An 18,069-nucleotide genomic window follows, 5' to 3' on the forward strand; every position below is an offset into this window, starting at 1 on the left:
TTATGAAAATTAAATTTACCCTACTGGTATTTTCCTTGTTATTTGCTGTAAACGCCTCTTTTTCACAGAAAAAGAAAGATCCAAAAAGTATTATTGTTGAAGGAGTTGCTATAAAAAAATATCATACCATTGACGATTTAGAAGGTATGCAAAAAGGGGAATTATTAAATCTATATACAGAACGTATAGAAAGTTTAATAAAAGTACTGCCTTATATTGCTTTTGCTACTAAACCTGGAGTGACGATGTCTACACTGGGGATACCAAATGATAACGATAATAGAAAAGCTCTAGAAGAACAACATGAGGCTTCAGACAACTTTTTGGACACAACGTCAGAATTTCATAATATCATTCTTCCATATTCAGATACCAGTAAGTTGATTTCTGCAATATTATTTTACGAAGAGATTTTCAAATTGCTTCATGAGTATAGTGATTTTAACTAATTACGTATATATTACTTAGAACTTAAATAGAAGACTGGCATATTGCCAGTCTTTTTTTTATCATTTTGGTATAAGATTTACCCCGTACATAGAATTCATTATCATAAATATTATAAATAATTTCTTACAGCTGTTTTAGTTTTAATCACAATATGCTATAAATGAGCATTTTTACTACATCCTTTTCATAATATTTTTGTGTCCATACATAATTTTACCCTTTTAAGAGTAATTTAAAGACGATAAAATACAGACTTATAGAAAAAACCCTACAAAAAAATCACATATTTTGTGTATTTCGTCGAAATAATTGGTATTTCATAGATTTTTTTGTATATATTTGAGAATTAAATTTTAGTAAAAACCGAACATTGATTGAATGTTAAAAAATTAATCATGAAAAATTTAACCCAAATTACAACCGCACTATTGTTTCTTTTATCTGTTGGCGCTACTTCTGCCCAACAAGAGAAGGGCATATTTGGTGATGATAACTGGCTTTATAATTGGACAGAGTTTAAACCAAGCTCAGAAGATTACAGCGAACCTACCGAAATATTAACAGGTACTATTACCAAAGACACCAAATTGTCTAAACGACATATTTACCTTCTTTTAGGTAATGTATTTGTTACTGATAGTACTACTTTAACCATTGAGCCCGGAACCGTTATTTTGGGTGACTATGACACAAAAGCTTCTTTGACTATTGCTAAAGGCGCTAAGCTGATTGCTAATGGCTCAGAAACAGACCCAATTATTTTTACATCTAACAGAAGCCGAAAGAAAGAAGGAGACTGGGGAGGAATAATCATTCTCGGAGATGCCCCGACCAATAAATTTGGTAATGGCTCTGTGGCTACTTACTATCCAAGATTAGATTCAGGCTCGTATGGTGCTACCAATTATGGTGGTGAAAATACTGAAAGCAATTCGGGTGTTTTGCGCTATGTGCGTATAGAATATGCCGGTAAGCGAATAGATCGAGGACAATATTTTAATGGACTTTTATTAGCTGGTGTAGGTTCTGAAACCATTTTAGAAAACATTATGGTCAGTTATTCAGCCGGCAATGCTTTTGAAGTTCTAGGTGGAAATATCAATATAAACAAAGCAGTGTCTTATAAAACGGCTAGTGTCGATTTTAAATTCAATTTTGGAGCACAAGCTACGGTAACCAATTCGTTAGTGGTACGTTCTCCTTATGCTTCAAGTATCAGTGGATCTCGTTGTATGGAGCTTAGTTCTTTTGAAAAAAGGGCAGAAGTGGATTTCAATAAACCAGGCACCTCAGTTGTAGCCAAAAATATGACAATGATTAACAGAACAGAGGATTTAGCGGGCTCAATTGAAAAAGGACTTGTAAAAGAGGCTCTGTTTGTTGGAGAAAATACTTCGCTTGATATGAATAAGACTGTTATTTCAGGATTTAACCCAGCGGTTATTTTTGCGAGCAAAGTTAAAGTTAACCAAGAAAGTCTAGAGCGTATTAAGTTTTCAGAAATGTATTTCAATAACTGTAATGGAAACATTTTTGTGGAAAACTATGCTAATAATGAGGATTTAGAGAATTGGTATGGTAATCCTTCCTTCTTTAATGTATACTCAAAAGGTTTGGATGAAGAAACGTTTATAGATGTTTTTAATCCTAAGCGACCAGACTTTAGACTTAGAATTAACAAAATCATTGCAACTAATGATATAACAGATTAGAAACGACCCAAATCGTAAGCCCCAAACTTTTTTAAGCAGCTTCGTTTCCTAACTAAACCAAAGCTTATGCAAAGAATTACTTTAACCTACTTATGTCTTTTTGGCCTATTACTATTTACTGAGCGTACAAAAGCTCAGATGGTCATTAGTACGCCGACCTTAGGTTTTAGTCAGGCTTGTGCAAGTCCGTCGTTTAATACTTATAATCTTACGTTTGTTTTTTCGTCTAGTACAGGTGTAGAAGCCAGTAACCAATTTAGTATTGAATTGTCTGATGTTGACGGTAGCTTTTCAAACGGAACTACAATTTACACATCTGCTCAAGGAGAAATCACAAGTTCTCCAGCAACTGTAAGTTTTTCATTTCCAACAGATGTCGCAGGCGAAAACTATAAGTTGAGAATTAAAAGTACAGCTCCTGCTGCAACTAGTACGGGATCTATTTCCTTCCCAGCGTATTATAAGGTTCAGGATACACCTTTTACTATTAATAATCTTATTGGTAATGCTATTTATTGTTCTGGTGGAAGCTATTTACTAACCATCGATAATCCTGGCGGGCCAGATAATGACTCTCCGTTACAATATCCTTCATTAACATTTAACTGGTATAAAGAAGTCACTGAGACTACTTCAACGTTTGTTTCTGAAGGTGAATCACTACTAGTAAGCCAATCTGGAACTTATTTTGTTGAAACCAATTATGGCACATGTACATCGAATTCATTTTCTAACAGAGTAACGGTAAGTGAAGCAGGTTCTGGTGCTGAAGTCGGAATTAACTCTAGTAACGGAAACCCATACTGTTCTACCGATGGTCCAACAACGTTAAGTACTATAAATGCTGAGAGCTACCAATGGTTTAAGGATGGTGCTGAAATTGCTGGGGCAACAGATCAAATGTACATAACGGATGAGTCAGGTGTATTTTCTGTAAACATTAACTTAGGAAGCTGTTCAACCAACGCCTCTATAGATTTAGACAACAGTGGTTTTGAAAGCACTATTGATGTACAAGAAAATAATGTGTTGAATGAAGGGGAAACCATGATGGTGACAGTAACTACAGATGCCAATAGCCCTGAGTTTGAATGGTATTTAAACGGTTCTCTAATTTCTGGCGAAACATTAAACACTTATGAAGTTACTCAAATCGGTAGCTATCGAGCAGTGGTCAATCAAACGGTTGGCTGTATCGCATCCGATGAATTTATATTCAATGTTACAGAACCTTTTCCTGATGTGGAACAAATACCAAATATTGTAAGCCCTAATGGTGATGGAATTAACGATACTTGGGTGATTCCGCAAGCCTATGTCGAAGGCACTAATACTGAAATTAAAATATTAAACACTCAAGGTAAGGTGGTTTTTGAGACAACCAATTATTTGAACAATTGGCCAGAAAGCCCACCGACTATAAAAGACATTAACCCCATATATTACTATATAATAACCACTCAAAACAACGAAACAAAGAAAGGTTCTATAACCTTGATAAATTAAATGACCAAGTATTTATTACATATCGTCATACTACTGTTTTTAATACAAACACTCCATTCCCAACAGGATGGAGTTATGTCGTTTAATCTGCCTGTGCGTAATTCACTAAAGTTTAACAAGTTTGCTATTAGCCCGACATTCAGTTTTGTGAGGGAACAGAATAAGCACATCAACTTTACAAATAAAATGGAATGGGTACAGTTTGAAACCAATCCAAATACCTATTTATTTGGATATTCTGGTCGTTTAAATGAAAATATGGGCTTCGGCATTAGTTTGTTTCAACAAAACTATGGAGTGTTGACCAACTTTGGAGGTGTTCTAAATTATGCTTACAATGTTGTTTTGGATAGAGATAGTAATTTAACCTTCGGTGCAAATCTTGGTGCGTACTCTAGTGGAATAAATGATGGAAACGTTATTACCAATACACCTGACCCATCGTTGCAAAACATAGAATCGAATTTCTTAATGACATTTAACCCGGGAATTAATTACGGGACTACATTCTTCGATTTCGGATTAACCTTAAAGAATTTTGCACTCTATAACATTAGTGCTTCTAAAATGGTTGAAGAAGATCCTGAGAGAGCCATTCAGGCACACATAATGTACACAGGGTATATGTCTAGCCGAGGCTTTTTTGACCAAGCAAAGTTTACTGGTTTTATTAGGTCAGAATTTAAACAAGACAATACTGTGCTTTCAGGTATAGTAATGCTTATGGTTCCCAAAGGAATTTGGGGACAAGTTGGTTACAATACACTGTTTGGTGCTTCTGCAGGCTTAGGTCTTCACCTTACAAATCAAATTGCAATCGAGTATAATTATGAAAAAGGACTAGGCAATCTGGTTGATTTTGGACCATCACATGAAATCACATTGGCCTATAGATTCAAAAATAAACAACGCTATAATTATAGCGATGAAGACGAAGTGACTTCAATATTTCCTAAAGCTAAACGAAAAGTAAACTCGTCGCCATCAGATGAGGCTACCAGAGCTCGTATCGCTGAGAGAGTTGCTGAACGAAGACGATTAGCGCAAGTATCAGAAGAAGAAAAAGAAAAAGCTGAAGAAGAGGCTAAGGCAAAAGCTGAAGCAGATAGATTAAAAGCTCAGGAAGAAGTAGAGGCTTTAAGAAAACAACGCGAAGAAGAGGCAAAGCTTAGAGCAGAAGAGATGGCTAAAGCTGAGGCAGCTGCTAAAGCTAAAGCAGAAGCTCAAGCCAAGATTAGGGCAGAAAGAGCAGCACAGGCCAAAAAAGAAGCTGAAGAAAAGGCAAAGAAGGATGCTGAAGAAGCCGAACAGCGTGCTACAGAACTAAGAACTCAACAGGAAGCCCAAGAAAAAGCAAGAAAAGAAGCTGAGGAAAAAGCGCAACAAGACGCTGAGGAAAAAGCAAGATTGGAAGCTGAAGCTAAAGCTGCTGCTGAGCTAGAAGCCCAGAAACAAGCTGAAGAACAAGCAGCAAAAGAAAAAGAAGAGGCAGAAAAGGCTATTGACACTATTCAATTAGATCCTATCGCTTTATCGATGAAAGCTCTGAAGCAATCAACGGATAGCTCTGGACAAAAGCAGGATGAACTATTAGAAAAACTAAAAAAAACGGTTGCATCTCGTGAGCAAGATCTCAACGATTTAAAAGAGGAAAATGATTTAAGTGAGCAAGGTATTTACCAAGCCCCAAAACCATTTAAGAGTATTTCTGCTGAAAATGCAAAATTAGAAGCCCTAAAATTAGACTTAGAAAATGTTATTGAAGTACAAGATGCTAAATTGAAGGAACTTCAAGATTTATACGAACAGCGAAAGCGTAATGTTTCTGATCCAAATGATGAAATCGGAACCATTTATTTAAACGAAATTCAAATCCTTGTTGCAAAACAAGAAGAAGCAAAACGAGTAAAGCAAAGTTTAGTAAATGAGCTTGAAACTATTAAGGAAGCTACTGATTTTGAAAGAAAGCGAAGAATTAAGCGTGCAGCTTATGATAATGAGCAGGATCGTTTTACAAAAGATATGGCAACCTTAAATGCAATTAGGGAAGCGACCCCTCTAGCTGAGCAGCCATTTACGGTTAATGATTTTGACTTTGGAGAAGACCAAGGAAACAACATAAAAATCTTAAAAGGAGTACAGAATGTAGATGAAGGATATTATATGGTAATCGCTGTACATAGTGATACTAATAAAAGAGACGACTTTTTAAGAAAAGTAGTAGCATCAGGTAGAAAGAATATTACGTTCTTCTTCGATGTTAATACGAGTAAATATTATATCTATTACGATAAGTTTAGTAGCATCGAACAAGCCACAAATGCTATGGAATCTAAAGGTAATAGACCATATAACAATAAAATGTCAATGATTAAAATTGAAAAATAGAATGAATATCGATTTTTCTCTTTAGCCCCAATAGAGGAAAATTTTAAATATGATCGCCATGAAAAAACCTACTTATTTAAAAACTGCATTAGTTGTTTTATTTGCGCTAATTGGGCTAAGCACTTTTGCTCAAACCTATGAGCCATTTACACCTAGAAAACAAGTAAATGTAAAGGGTAGTATGCTAGTTATTGGTAATACTATCTTAGGGCAAGACAACCAAAATTTTAATGATTTAACTCAGGACAACCAAGACATCGATATGCAATACATCGATATTGATGGTGATACTTCAACGTTTTCTTCTAGTAGTGCTGACTTAGTGCTTCAACCACAAGAAGATGGAAGTCCAACGACGTGTTATCGAGTTGCATATGCTGCATTATATTGGGGAGCTGTTTTACAGAGTGGTGATCGTTCAGATATTACCAACGTAAAATTTAAATTACCAGGTAGTTCCACATATAACGATATCAATGGGGAGTTGATTTATGATGCAATCGTAAACCCAATAGTGTCTGAACCGGGTGAACCAGGAAACACACCTTATGCATGTTTTGCTGAAGTCACTGATTTAATGGAAACGCTTACGGATATTGAAGGAACCTATACCATGGCCGATATAAATTCGAGTTTAGGTTTTAATAATTCTACAGGACTTTCTGCTGGTTGGTCATTAGTTGTTATTTACGAAGATCCTAACCTACATACAAAGTCATTTACAACTTATGATGGATTTAGTCATATTTATGACGGACACCAAGAGACCGTTCCTGTTTCAGGGTTTACAACACCACCAGCAGGTCCAATTGACTTGCAGTTTGCTTACGGGACTTTAGATGGAGATAGAACTAAAAGAGCAACAAAATTAGAGATTAATGGTAAGGAGGTTACCACACCTTTTAGATCAGCTAACAAATTTTTCGGTTCTGTTATCGAAAACTATAATGGTGTAGGACATCCAAGAAATCCATTCAGTCAAAACACACTTGGCTATGATACTGGTATGTTAGAAATTTTTAACGCCGAACCAGAATTTATTAGAAATGGTGATACCAATGGGGATTTTAGATTACAGGTAGCGAGAGGGCAAGCAGATCCAATATTTGCTTTCTTTACGGCATTTGCAGTAGATATTATTGCGCCAGACATTGACTTAACAAAGATAGTATTGGACGAAAACGGAAACGACATCGACGGCGATGATGTTGTTTTAGGTCAGACTGTTTTTTATGAAATTACCTATCAAAATGTAGGTAATGATGATGTGACTAATTTCACGATTACGGACATCCTTCCAGATAATATCATATTTGACCCTGCTACTGACATTGACTTAACCAATGCAGGTGGAGCAACTTTATTGTCTTATGACCCTGGCACAAGGACTATTGTTTTTAGTGTTCCTGATGAATCTGTTGAAGTTAATGATCCAGAGTTTGTTATTAGGCTTCGTGTACAAGTTGTGCCAAATTGTTATGACTTAGCACAAGCGTGTAGTAATGAAATTTTAAATCAGGCTTTTGCAACATACCAAGGGGTTATTAATCCAACGGTAATAGAAGAGGAAGGAAGTTTTGCAACGGTAGAATGTCTTGGTGAACCAGGGCCTACAAACTTTATTGTAGATATTTCTAACTGTAATTTTGAAAACACAGAAATACTTTGTGGGGACAGTGTTACTTTAACTGCTGCTGATGGATACGATACGTATTCATGGTCCACGAGTCCAACTGGTACTCCAGTTGTTGGTACTAATCAAACCTATACGGCTACAGAAACAGGAACCTATTATGTTACAGGTTCAACAATTGCAGATTGTCTTGATATTGAAGAAATATTTAATGTTATTACTTATGGTAGTGATTTAACCAACCCAGTCATTCCCTATGCGGATGAAGTTGTAATTTGTCCAAACGATGGAAAAGAGTTACCACTTATCTTTTTATGTGGTGCCAATGATGAGCGTGAAATTTTTACTGGTATTAGTGATGCGGTTTCCATTATATGGGAACAATTAGATGAAACCAGTTGTCCACCAGTTGGTGTTGATGATTGTGCTAATGAAAATGATGCATGTACATGGAACCAAGTTGGTACTGGTCCAGATTTTGTTGCAGATACAGCTGGTCAGTTTAGATTAGTGATAAATTATCCAGGTGGTTGTTTCAACATCTTTTATTTTAACGTTTATACAAACCTATTAGAGCCAACGGTTACTGCGAATGATATTCTATGTACAACACCAGGACAGATTACTGTTGGGGGAGTACCATCAGGATATGAGTATAGTTTAGATCCAAACGGCCCATGGCAAACATCTAATGTGTTTACTGTAAACACTCCTGGGTTTTATACGGTTTATATCCGTCAAATAGGGGTAAATACTAACCCATGTATTTTTGAAACTCCAGAAGTTTATATCAGATTACGTGATTTTAATGTAACATCAACTGTTATTCAACCAGTTTGTTACGATGATCAAGGGACAATAATATTAGCAGTTAATGACGCCTTGCCACAATACTATTACAGTATTTATGAAGGGGGAACATTGGTAAATAGTGTTGGCCCAACACCAGATAGTGACTATACGTTTGCTAACCTTAATCCTGGTACTTATACAGTAGAAGTCAGTACGGATGATGGTTGTTTTCATACTGAAGATATAGAAATAATACAGCCACCAGAATTATCTGTAACGGCTGCATTAACTGTGCCATTGACATGTACAGATGGGGAAATAACTATTTATCCTGAAGGTGGAACACCACCATACACATACTTTATCAATAGTACTACGGTTTCACAGGATACTCCAGTTTATCCTGTTACGGATCCTGGAACTTATGACATTACGGTTTATGACTTTAATAGTTGTAGTGCCACAACATCAATTACCGTTGAAGCTATTGAAGAGCCAGACTTTAATGTCAACCACACAGATATAAGTTGTCCAGATTCAAATGATGGTAGTATTACAGTCAATGTGACCAATGCCAATGGAAATACTGTGAGGTATAGTATAGATAATGGCGCTACATTCTTTGATTCACCAGTATTTACTGGTTTACCAGCAGGAGATTATGATGTTGTCGTAGAATATACAACTGGCCCACAGCCATGTACCACAGCACCAATATTAGTAACTATTACTGCTCCAGACCCTATAACAGGGTCGGCAGCCATATCTGCTCCTTATACCTGTACAAGTGACGCTACAATTACCGTTACGGGGGTTACCGGAGGTACAGCACCTTATGACTACAGTATTGATGGGGTTAATTTTCAACCTGGAAATAGTTTTTCAGGATTAACACCAGGCACCTATACCGTTACTGTTCAAGATGCAAATGATTGTTCTTTTATAGCAGGGACAATAACTATAGATCAATTGGTGCCAATCACGGACATGACATTCAGTGAAACACCAATTACCTGTCCTTCTAATACGTCGGATGTAACAATAACAAGTGTAACAGGTGGTTCAGCACCTTACGACTACCAGATCATTGCTCCAGCATCAGCAGCAATAGGTTACCAGGCATCAAACACATTTTCAGGTTTGGCACCCGGAACCTACACTTTTGAAGTTAGAGATGCTAATGATTGTACGTATATAGAATCGTATACTATTGCACCATTACCACCATTAACGGTTAATGTTGTATTAGATAAAGACTTGGATTGTACGGCATCACCAGATGCTGTAATATCAGGAATTATATCTGGAAGTTTTCCACATTATACTGTGACCTTAATCCAAGGTTCTGGAACAGTAACTGTAAGTGGAAACACATTCACATTTACAACACCAACTGCTGGTGATTATCAGTTTGAAGTGACTGATGATATAGGGTGTACTGCACAAACAGGTATAGTTACCATAACCGATCCCGTAGCTGTGACAGCTAACCTTAGTTCTTCAGATCCAACATGTAATGGAGATAATGATGGGTCAATTACCTTAACAGGTCTAACAGGGCAGGCACCATTTACCTATAGTATTGATGGCGGAGCAACGTTTGTCTCTACTACTATTTTTGGTGGATTACCAGCTGGAACTTATGATTACGTCGTAATGGATAGTCTGGAATGTACTGTTTCAGGCTCAGTTACTTTGGTAGATCCATTACCTATTGATGTGTCTATTGTTAGTAACCCAATACAATGTAACCCTACTGTGCTAGGTAGTTTGGATGTAACCATAAATTCAGGAGGTGTAGCACCGTTTGCATATACTTTATATGATAATACCTTTACACAAGTAGCTACAAATTCAACGAGTGCTACAACGTATACCTTCTCTGGTCTTGACTTTGGAGATTATTTCGTGACTATTACTGATGCTAGTGGTTGCGAATATAGTAGTGCTCCAGTAAGAATTGAAACACCACCAAGTATCAATGTCACTGGCAATGCGTCTACGGGCTCTTGTGCTACGGGTGCATTTGTTGACCTTCAAGTTGTTTCGGGGACTGGCCCATTTACCTATTCTATTTTTGGTCAGCCTGCGACATCATTTGGACCAACACCTTCAACAACCCATACATTTAATGGGTTAGATCATGGGGTAACTTACCAATTTCAAGTGATTGATGGTGGTGGATGTTATTCTATTGTTGAAGTGACGACACCAACGATTTCTGCGATACAAATTGATCCACTAACCACTTCGGATGTAAATTGTTTTGGTGATAGTGATGGAACCGTAAGTTTCACGGTATCTAATTACGATGCTTCAGTAACATCCTTATATTATGAAGTCAGGGATCAGTTGACTAATATGCCAATTGTTCCTGCTCAGAATGGCATTATTACAGGGCTTACAGGAGCACCAGTAAGTGACACTATAACAGGTTTGCCTGCTGGTACATATACACTATTTGTTAGAGAATCTGACGGCACATTGTGTACTGTGTCGCGACCATTTCAGATTACACAACCTGTACAACCTTTATCATCTGTTGTTGCCGATATTGAAAATGCAAATTGTAATACTAATGCGCAAATTACCTTAACAACGACTGGTGGTACTGGACCTTATGAATATGCAGTTGGAGCTCCAGGATTTGTTCCGACACCAGCTGATTTTGGACCAAACAACGTTATCGATTTAGATCCTAGCATAAGAACGAATTGGGACATTGTAGTTAGAGATGCCAATGGTTGTGAAGTAAGACTAAATGAAACCATCTCAATTGACCCAGAGCCTTTTATAGCAGCTTCAACTACTAATCAATGTACTGCAATTGAAGGTGGATTTGAAATTGATGTCACAATGACTTCACCTGGTGTAGGACCATATACGTATAGTATTGATGGTGGAGCATTTCAGGCAATGACAGCTCCGTTTACCATTACAAACTTAGCTTCAGGAAGTCATACCATAGAGGTTAGTGATGCTAATGGCTGTGGTAACTTAGTGACTGTTGATATTTTAGCACCATTAGATTTAATTCCAGAAGTCACAGCGTTACCAAGTTGTAACAATGATGACGGTGAAATTACCTTGACACCGAGTGGTGGATCTGGTTCTTATAGCTATAGCATAAGTCCTAATCCAGCTTCAATAAGTATTAGTGGTAACGTTATCTCTGGTGTACCAGCGGGAACATATACCATCACAATGACAGATACAGTAACCTCTTGTACCGATGTTGTAGAGATTGTTGTTCCTGAAGCTGTGCCATTGACGTTTACGACTGTTCCGACAGCGGTGGTCTGTTTTGGAGATAATTCAGGGTCATTTGAAATGACCATAAACGGATACACAGGACCTTATACCTATGACGTCTTTGATAGCACCAATACTTCTGTAACCGGAATTGTTGCTGCAGATACATCAACTAACCCAGAAACAGTAACTGGATTACAATCTGGAACATATACTGTTGTCGTTACAGAAACAGCTAGTCCATTCTGTTCAGCAACTGAAACAGTAATTATTTCATCACCTTTTGAAGCTTTAAGCTTAACAGCAACAGAGACTTCTAGCGTGACTTGTGATAATGATAGTGGTACAATCACTGCTGTTGCAAGTGGAGGATGGGGAGATTATGAATACGAGTTAACAGGTGCTGCAACAGTAGCATACTCACCTAATGGTACATTTACTGGCTTGTCTGCTGGTTCTTATACGGTTAATGTAAGAGATGCTGAAGGCTGTATTGCTTCTGAGAATGTAATATTAAGTATTCCACCACCAATAAATGCAACGGTGACGCCAAGTACAACAACTTTAGCGTGTTATGGAGATACTGATGCAACAATTACAATTAGTAATGTTACAGGTGGCCAGGGGACAAATTACACCTATACATTAAATACATTGTCGCCAGTAGTAAGTTCTTCTGGACCACAAACCTCTCCAGTATTTACTGGTTTGGGTGCAGGAACTTATAATGTAGATGTTACTGATGGCTATAATTGTATTTTCAATTCTGTAGATATTACGATTACTGAACCTTCGCCAATTGAAGTGGATTTAGTATTAGCATCAACACCTTCGTGTTTAACGGATGCAACGCTGACATTAAGTGCTACAGGTGGTACAGGAACATATTCCTATAGTGATACTGAAAACTTTGCGACAACACTTGGAACATTTACAAGTTCAGTGACCTTTAGCGTACAGCCAGGTACACATGTGTATTATGTCAGAGATGCTAACGGATGTACTTCTAATGCTTCCAATACCATTGAAGTAGAAGAATTAGAGCCATTAACGTTAGAATTAGATACAACCAATTCAACAATCAATTGTGCTGGTGATAGTACAGGTGTCATTGTTGCAGAAGCGCAAGGAGGTCTTGGTAACTATGTGTATACCTTACAGGATGGTGCTGGTACTGACATCCCTGGTGCTACTCAAGATAGTCCGGGTGTATTTACAGGATTGCCTGTAGGTACTTACCAGGTTTATGTTGAAAGTGGAGATTGTGATTATACTTCTGAACAAGTTACCATTACTGAGCCAAGTGCTCCGCTGTTAGTCAATTTCACGACTAATGATATTACCTGTACTGGTAGTAACGATGGTATTATCACTGTAAACGCTTCTGGTGGAACTGGTATTATCAAATATGCGATTTCGCCTCAAATGGACCAGTTCTTTGAAGAGCCTGTGTTTGATGATTTAGCGCCTGGCGATTACCAGATTATTGTTCAAGATGAATTAGGGTGTTATGAGATTATTGATGTCACTATTAATGACGCTATCCCTGTTATATTAAGCATCGTACCAAATTCAATGTTCCCAGAAGTGTGTGAAGGGGATATGAATGGCGAATTCTCAATTGAAATTTCTGGTGGAACCTTGCCATATAGTGTTGCTTTGGATGATATCAACGGTACATATACAACAGGAACTGCTACCCAAACCCAATTCACGTTTACGGGACTATCCGGCGGAGACCACGTTGTTTTTGTTAGAGACGCACAAGGCTGTGAGTCTGAATGGAATATCACGTTCCCACCAGCTGTAACCATTAACCCTGAAGCGATTGTAGAATTTTCATGTGTTAACAATCTATCGACCAATACGGTTACTGTGCTAACGGACGAAAGTAATGATCCTGCGGATTTAGATTACTCACTAAATGGTGGGCCATATCAAACGAGCAATACATTTAATGATGTACCTCCGGGAGTTGGCCATTACGTGGATGTGAGACACACAAATGGATGTATCCAACGTACAGAACCTTTCGATATAGAATCGTATGAGCCTCTTGAAATCAGACTTCAGGAAGGTGATCACTTTAATGAGATTATAGCCATTGCAACTGGTGGTACTGGTATTTACGAGTATTCACTTAATGGAGAATCTTATGGCACTACAAACATATTTATCATTTATGAATCTGGAAATTATACTGTGACTGTTACTGATAGTAACGGTTGTGTGGCCTCAGCTTCTGGATTCTTTGAATATGTGGACGTCTGCATCCCTAACTACTTTACACCTAATGGCGATGGTGTTTTAGATGGTTGGGGACCAGGATGTGCCGATCAATACAGAGATTTGACTTTTGATATTTTCGATCGTTATGGTCGTAAGATTGCCACTTTAAATGTAGATGAAAAGTGGGACGGTAAATACGATGGTAAAGAATTGCCAACGGGTGACTATTGGTATGTTGTAAGGCTTAATGATACTGTTGATCAGCGTGATTTTGTCGGACACTTTACGCTTTATAGATAACTAATTTAATAGCTATGTACAACACTAAGATGAAAACAAAAATTATAAAGACCCTCATGACTTCATTCTGTCTTTTGGCTATTGGTAATAGTTATGGACAAGAGCTGAACCTACCAGTATTTACGCAATACTTGGCAGATAACAATTTTGTGGTATCTCCAACCTACGCAGGTATTGGTGACAACCTCAAGATACGTGCAAATGGACTGACCCAATGGGTAGGCATAAAAGGAGCACCTGATAATCAATCACTTTATGCAGATGTGAGAATTGCAGACCGATCTGGATTAGGTATTTCTCTGTATAATGACAGAAATGGAAATACCATTCAAACTGGTGGTAAATTATCATTTGCACATCATTTAATATTGGATGAAAAATCTGAGCAATATCTTTCACTTGGTTTATCCTTTAACGTGAATAATTTCAGAATAGATATCAATAATTTTAATACAACTTACGAAAACCCGACGATAGACCCTTATGTAACTGATGATAGACGGACAACGAATTCTAACTTTGATGCAGGACTGTTGTATAGAAATAAGGGATTCTGGTTGAGTTTCAATGCCAATAACATCATTGATAAGAAAATTGATGAGAATGAAAGACAATTTGAACCAAACTTGCTGTTCAACTTTCAAGGTTATGCAGGTTATACCATGGGTGATAGAAGAAAACGAGGTATAGAATACGAGCCTTCTATTTTCTATCAGTTGTTTGCTAGTGATGGCCGATCTAGTACTGATTTAAACTTTAAGTTTAGAAAATATGGAAGAAATGACAACTATTTCTGGGGAGGTGTTTCGTACCGATTCTTAAACGATCAGTTACTTAAACCATTAAATGTAGGACCAATGGTAGGTTTTAGCCAATCTATATTTTATTTCGGATATGCATATCAAGTAACAACAAATGATTTATCTGGTTATAACTCAGGTACACATGTGGTAACTATAGGATTGAATTTCTTACGCGATATCAGTAATTGTCCTTGTACAAGAAGTCGTGTGAGTTATAGAAGTAATTAAATGCTGATTAATTCAACAGAAAAGAGTTTAAGCGTTAGGGTTTAGACTCTTTTTGCTTTTGGGGTAAGGTTCTTGGCAAAAGAACCACTAAACAATCATTTTCGTAAGTATATTGTAAAAAACATAGAAATGAAACATCTCCTATTTTGCTTAGTCATAGTTTTAGTAACCTCTTGTGTATCGTCTAATGGATTAACCGTAAAGAAGGTAAATGACACGTCCTATAATGATAAAATTGAAAACAAGTTAGACCATTCAGCTTGGGATGATTTACTTAAAGCTAACGTCGAAGGTGATGGGTTAGTAGACTACAAGGATTTTAAAGAGGATAGTGACAAACTAAATGACTATATCAATTACTTAAGTAAACAGGTGCCTAATAACGAATGGAGTATTGAAGAATTATTGGCCTATTATATTAATGTCTATAATGCAAACACCATTAAGCTTATTGTGGACAATTATCCTGTGAAAAGCATTAAGGATGTCGATGCTACCATTTCACCATTTTTAAAGAACTTTATATTTATTGGCGATAAAGAATTTTCTTTAGCTGATATCGAAAAAGGGATTCTACAAAAAATGAACGAACCTCGTATTCATTTCGCCATTAATTGTGCCTCGTTTTCTTGTCCTAAATTGATGAGAGATGCATATACGGCTGAAAATGTCGAAGAATTGATGAACCAAGCAGCAACGGAGTTTATTAACTCAGAAAAGAATGCTATTTCTTCAAATAAAGCTGAATTGTCAGAGATTTTTAAGTGGTATAAAAGTGACTTCCTTCAACACTCAGAAACAATTATTGATTACATTAATCAGTATTCTGAAACGAAAATTAATCCTGGAGCAACAATCAATTATATTGAATACAATTGGGATTTAAATGATGTTGAGTAGAACTTACTCATAGATAACTTGCCCTGTGTATAGCACTTCCATATCAACTATTGGAGGAGTGTTGGTGACAATCATATCACCAGTACTTAACAATTGACCAGTTAGTGATTGTTGTGGATTAATGATGATGTCATTAGTGCCACGGTGGTACACATCTGCATGTTCTACAATAAAGTTACGACCTTCAAAACGGGCATCTCCAAACAAAAAGTTGAGATCTAAATTCGTTACATTTCCTCGAAGAAAGAAATTACTTAGATTATTCTGTGTAATGGTGAGGTTTTCAACATTGAGGTCCAAGTCAAAATCACCATCGGTGTGGAAAGCATCTTCTTCTTCCAAATCCTCAGAGATTAAACTTAAATCTTGAAAATTCAACGTGTTTTCACTTAATACTGTTAATCCAGAACTGTTTCTAATTTCAGTAAGAGTAGGAGTGGAGACAAAAACCTTTGTGATACCGTAATCTCGTACAAGGTTACAAGCGTTATCATTTTTAATGACGAGTTGGTCATTGCTAACGGTTATAGAAATATCGTTTTCAAGATTTTCACCTGTTTCTAATAGTATCGATTGTGGCCCTTGTGAAATAATAAGCTGGACACGTTCAAACACTACAATTTTTGAAAATGATTCAAGATCAAAAGATTTTTGAATTGTTTCCCCTGCAGTTTGAAAACAATCTAAACTGTTTTCAGAATTACATCCAAAAAAGACAATGACGGTAAGTATATATATCAATTTCTTCATAATCTCAAACCTATTCCAAATTCAACGGCTTCAGCTTTGGCTCCGTGTGAATGTACATTAACCACACCAAATATTTTATCTGAAAAATACCTTTTCAAGCCTAATCGATTATACAATCGACCTTCAAAATCTACAGGGTAGTACACATAATACCCTAAGTGTGTTATAAAAGCAACTTTATTAAAACGCAATTCGTGTCCCACAAACAGCCCTAAACGCTTATAGTCTTGATCTGCTGTAATACCAGATTCTGGGAAGGCAATGGATTGATGCTTTACATATTCCTTAAGAAATTGAGCAACAAACAATTCTGTTCCTGCCAATAGTGTGCTTTTATGATTGATACGCTTGTCTGCAAAGGCAGAAAAGGTGTAAAAAGGGAAACGCCCACTACCAACAATATCACTTTCGTTGACTCCACTTCTAAATACAACATTATATTTTATAGGTTCACTATATTTAGTGCGTTCTCCTTCTGGAATATAATCAGGGAATTCCTCTGCATCCAACACATAGTTTGCGCCAATACTAAAGGCAAACGTATTTGTACTATTGTTTGGGGCTTTTACATTGGCGTTGGAATAATGAATAATGGTCATCCCAGCCTGCAGTCCAAATCCTTTAAAAATATTCTCTTTGGTGTAATTGAACATAATGTAAGTAGAACTTAGCAAACTAGAACCATAAGCATTATTGATATAGTTGTCGTATTTATCATACGGATTTGATGTATAGGCAATACCTTGGCCAATCCTAAACATTAGGCTTCGATTTAAGAAGTAAAAATTAAAATGGCTATATAATCCAATATTCTCACCCAAGTATTCATTCTTCATATCTTGGTAGGTCATAGAAAACCCCCAATCCGGGTAATTGTAACGACGTTCCCACTCATTAAAGCCATAAGTTTTTCGATTATAACTAAAAATGAAACCTGTTGGATGATCGGTTATAAGATGAGAAATATCTGGATTGTGTTCCATGATGGTGCCGTAAAATGGAGAAAAGTCAAAAGAAACAGGTTTTTGCTCTACAGTTTGGGCACCACAGAGGTTAAACAGAATAATTAGAAGAAAGGGAGTCGATAATTTCATAAGTCGGTTACAGCTGTTGAAAGTACTCAAAT

At 36.8% G+C, this 18,069-nt stretch carries 9 protein-coding genes; 7 read left to right on the plus strand and 2 right to left on the minus strand.

Annotated elements, in window-relative coordinates; genetic code table 11:
• The first annotated feature begins 2 nt into the window (after positions 1–2).
• The 7 genes from ACFEMA_RS07265 to ACFEMA_RS07295 all read left to right on the plus strand — a co-directional run bounded on the left by ACFEMA_RS07265 (position 3) and on the right by ACFEMA_RS07295 (position 16,193).
• A complete protein-coding gene (locus tag ACFEMA_RS07265) occupies positions 3–449 on the plus strand; it encodes a hypothetical protein (protein ID WP_411767419.1) in 447 nt (148 codons plus the stop codon).
• 396 nt (positions 450–845) lie between these two features.
• Positions 846–2,162 (plus strand): hypothetical protein, encoded by a 1,317-nt coding sequence (locus ACFEMA_RS07270; RefSeq protein WP_411767420.1) that lies wholly within the window; start codon positions 846–848, stop codon positions 2,160–2,162.
• A 66-nt stretch (positions 2,163–2,228) separates the two neighbouring features.
• Positions 2,229–3,668, plus strand: coding sequence for a gliding motility-associated C-terminal domain-containing protein (locus ACFEMA_RS07275; protein WP_411767422.1), 1,440 nt, complete (start codon positions 2,229–2,231; stop codon positions 3,666–3,668).
• Positions 3,669–6,056 carry a PorP/SprF family type IX secretion system membrane protein gene (locus ACFEMA_RS07280; protein ID WP_411767423.1) on the plus strand — a complete coding sequence of 796 codons (2,388 nt, stop codon included), beginning with the start codon at positions 3,669–3,671 and terminating at the stop codon, positions 6,054–6,056.
• A 58-nt stretch (positions 6,057–6,114) separates the two neighbouring features.
• Positions 6,115–14,262 (plus strand): T9SS type B sorting domain-containing protein, encoded by an 8,148-nt coding sequence (locus ACFEMA_RS07285; RefSeq protein ID WP_411767424.1) that lies wholly within the window; start codon positions 6,115–6,117, stop codon positions 14,260–14,262.
• A gap of 56 nt (positions 14,263–14,318) precedes the next feature.
• Positions 14,319–15,293, plus strand: a complete 975-nt coding sequence (locus ACFEMA_RS07290) for a type IX secretion system membrane protein PorP/SprF (RefSeq protein ID WP_411767425.1) — start codon at positions 14,319–14,321, stop codon at positions 15,291–15,293.
• Between the two features lie 129 nt (positions 15,294–15,422).
• Positions 15,423–16,193, plus strand: a complete 771-nt coding sequence (locus ACFEMA_RS07295) for a DUF547 domain-containing protein (protein WP_411767427.1) — start codon at positions 15,423–15,425, stop codon at positions 16,191–16,193.
• Between the two features lie 3 nt (positions 16,194–16,196).
• Here the strand turns inward: ACFEMA_RS07295 and ACFEMA_RS07300 are convergent, their stop codons facing one another.
• Both ACFEMA_RS07300 and ACFEMA_RS07305 read right to left on the minus strand, forming a co-directional pair.
• Positions 16,197–16,943 (minus strand): head GIN domain-containing protein, encoded by a 747-nt coding sequence (locus ACFEMA_RS07300; protein ID WP_411767428.1) that lies wholly within the window; start codon positions 16,941–16,943, stop codon positions 16,197–16,199.
• A complete protein-coding gene (locus ACFEMA_RS07305) occupies positions 16,940–18,037 on the minus strand; it encodes an acyloxyacyl hydrolase (protein WP_411767429.1) in 1,098 nt (365 codons plus the stop codon). Before ACFEMA_RS07305 ends, ACFEMA_RS07300 begins: the two co-directional genes overlap by 4 nt.
• Positions 18,038–18,069 lie beyond the last annotated feature (32 nt).

Source organism: Winogradskyella sp. A3E31 (assembly GCF_046720935.1).
GTDB lineage: Bacteria > Bacteroidota > Bacteroidia > Flavobacteriales > Flavobacteriaceae > Winogradskyella.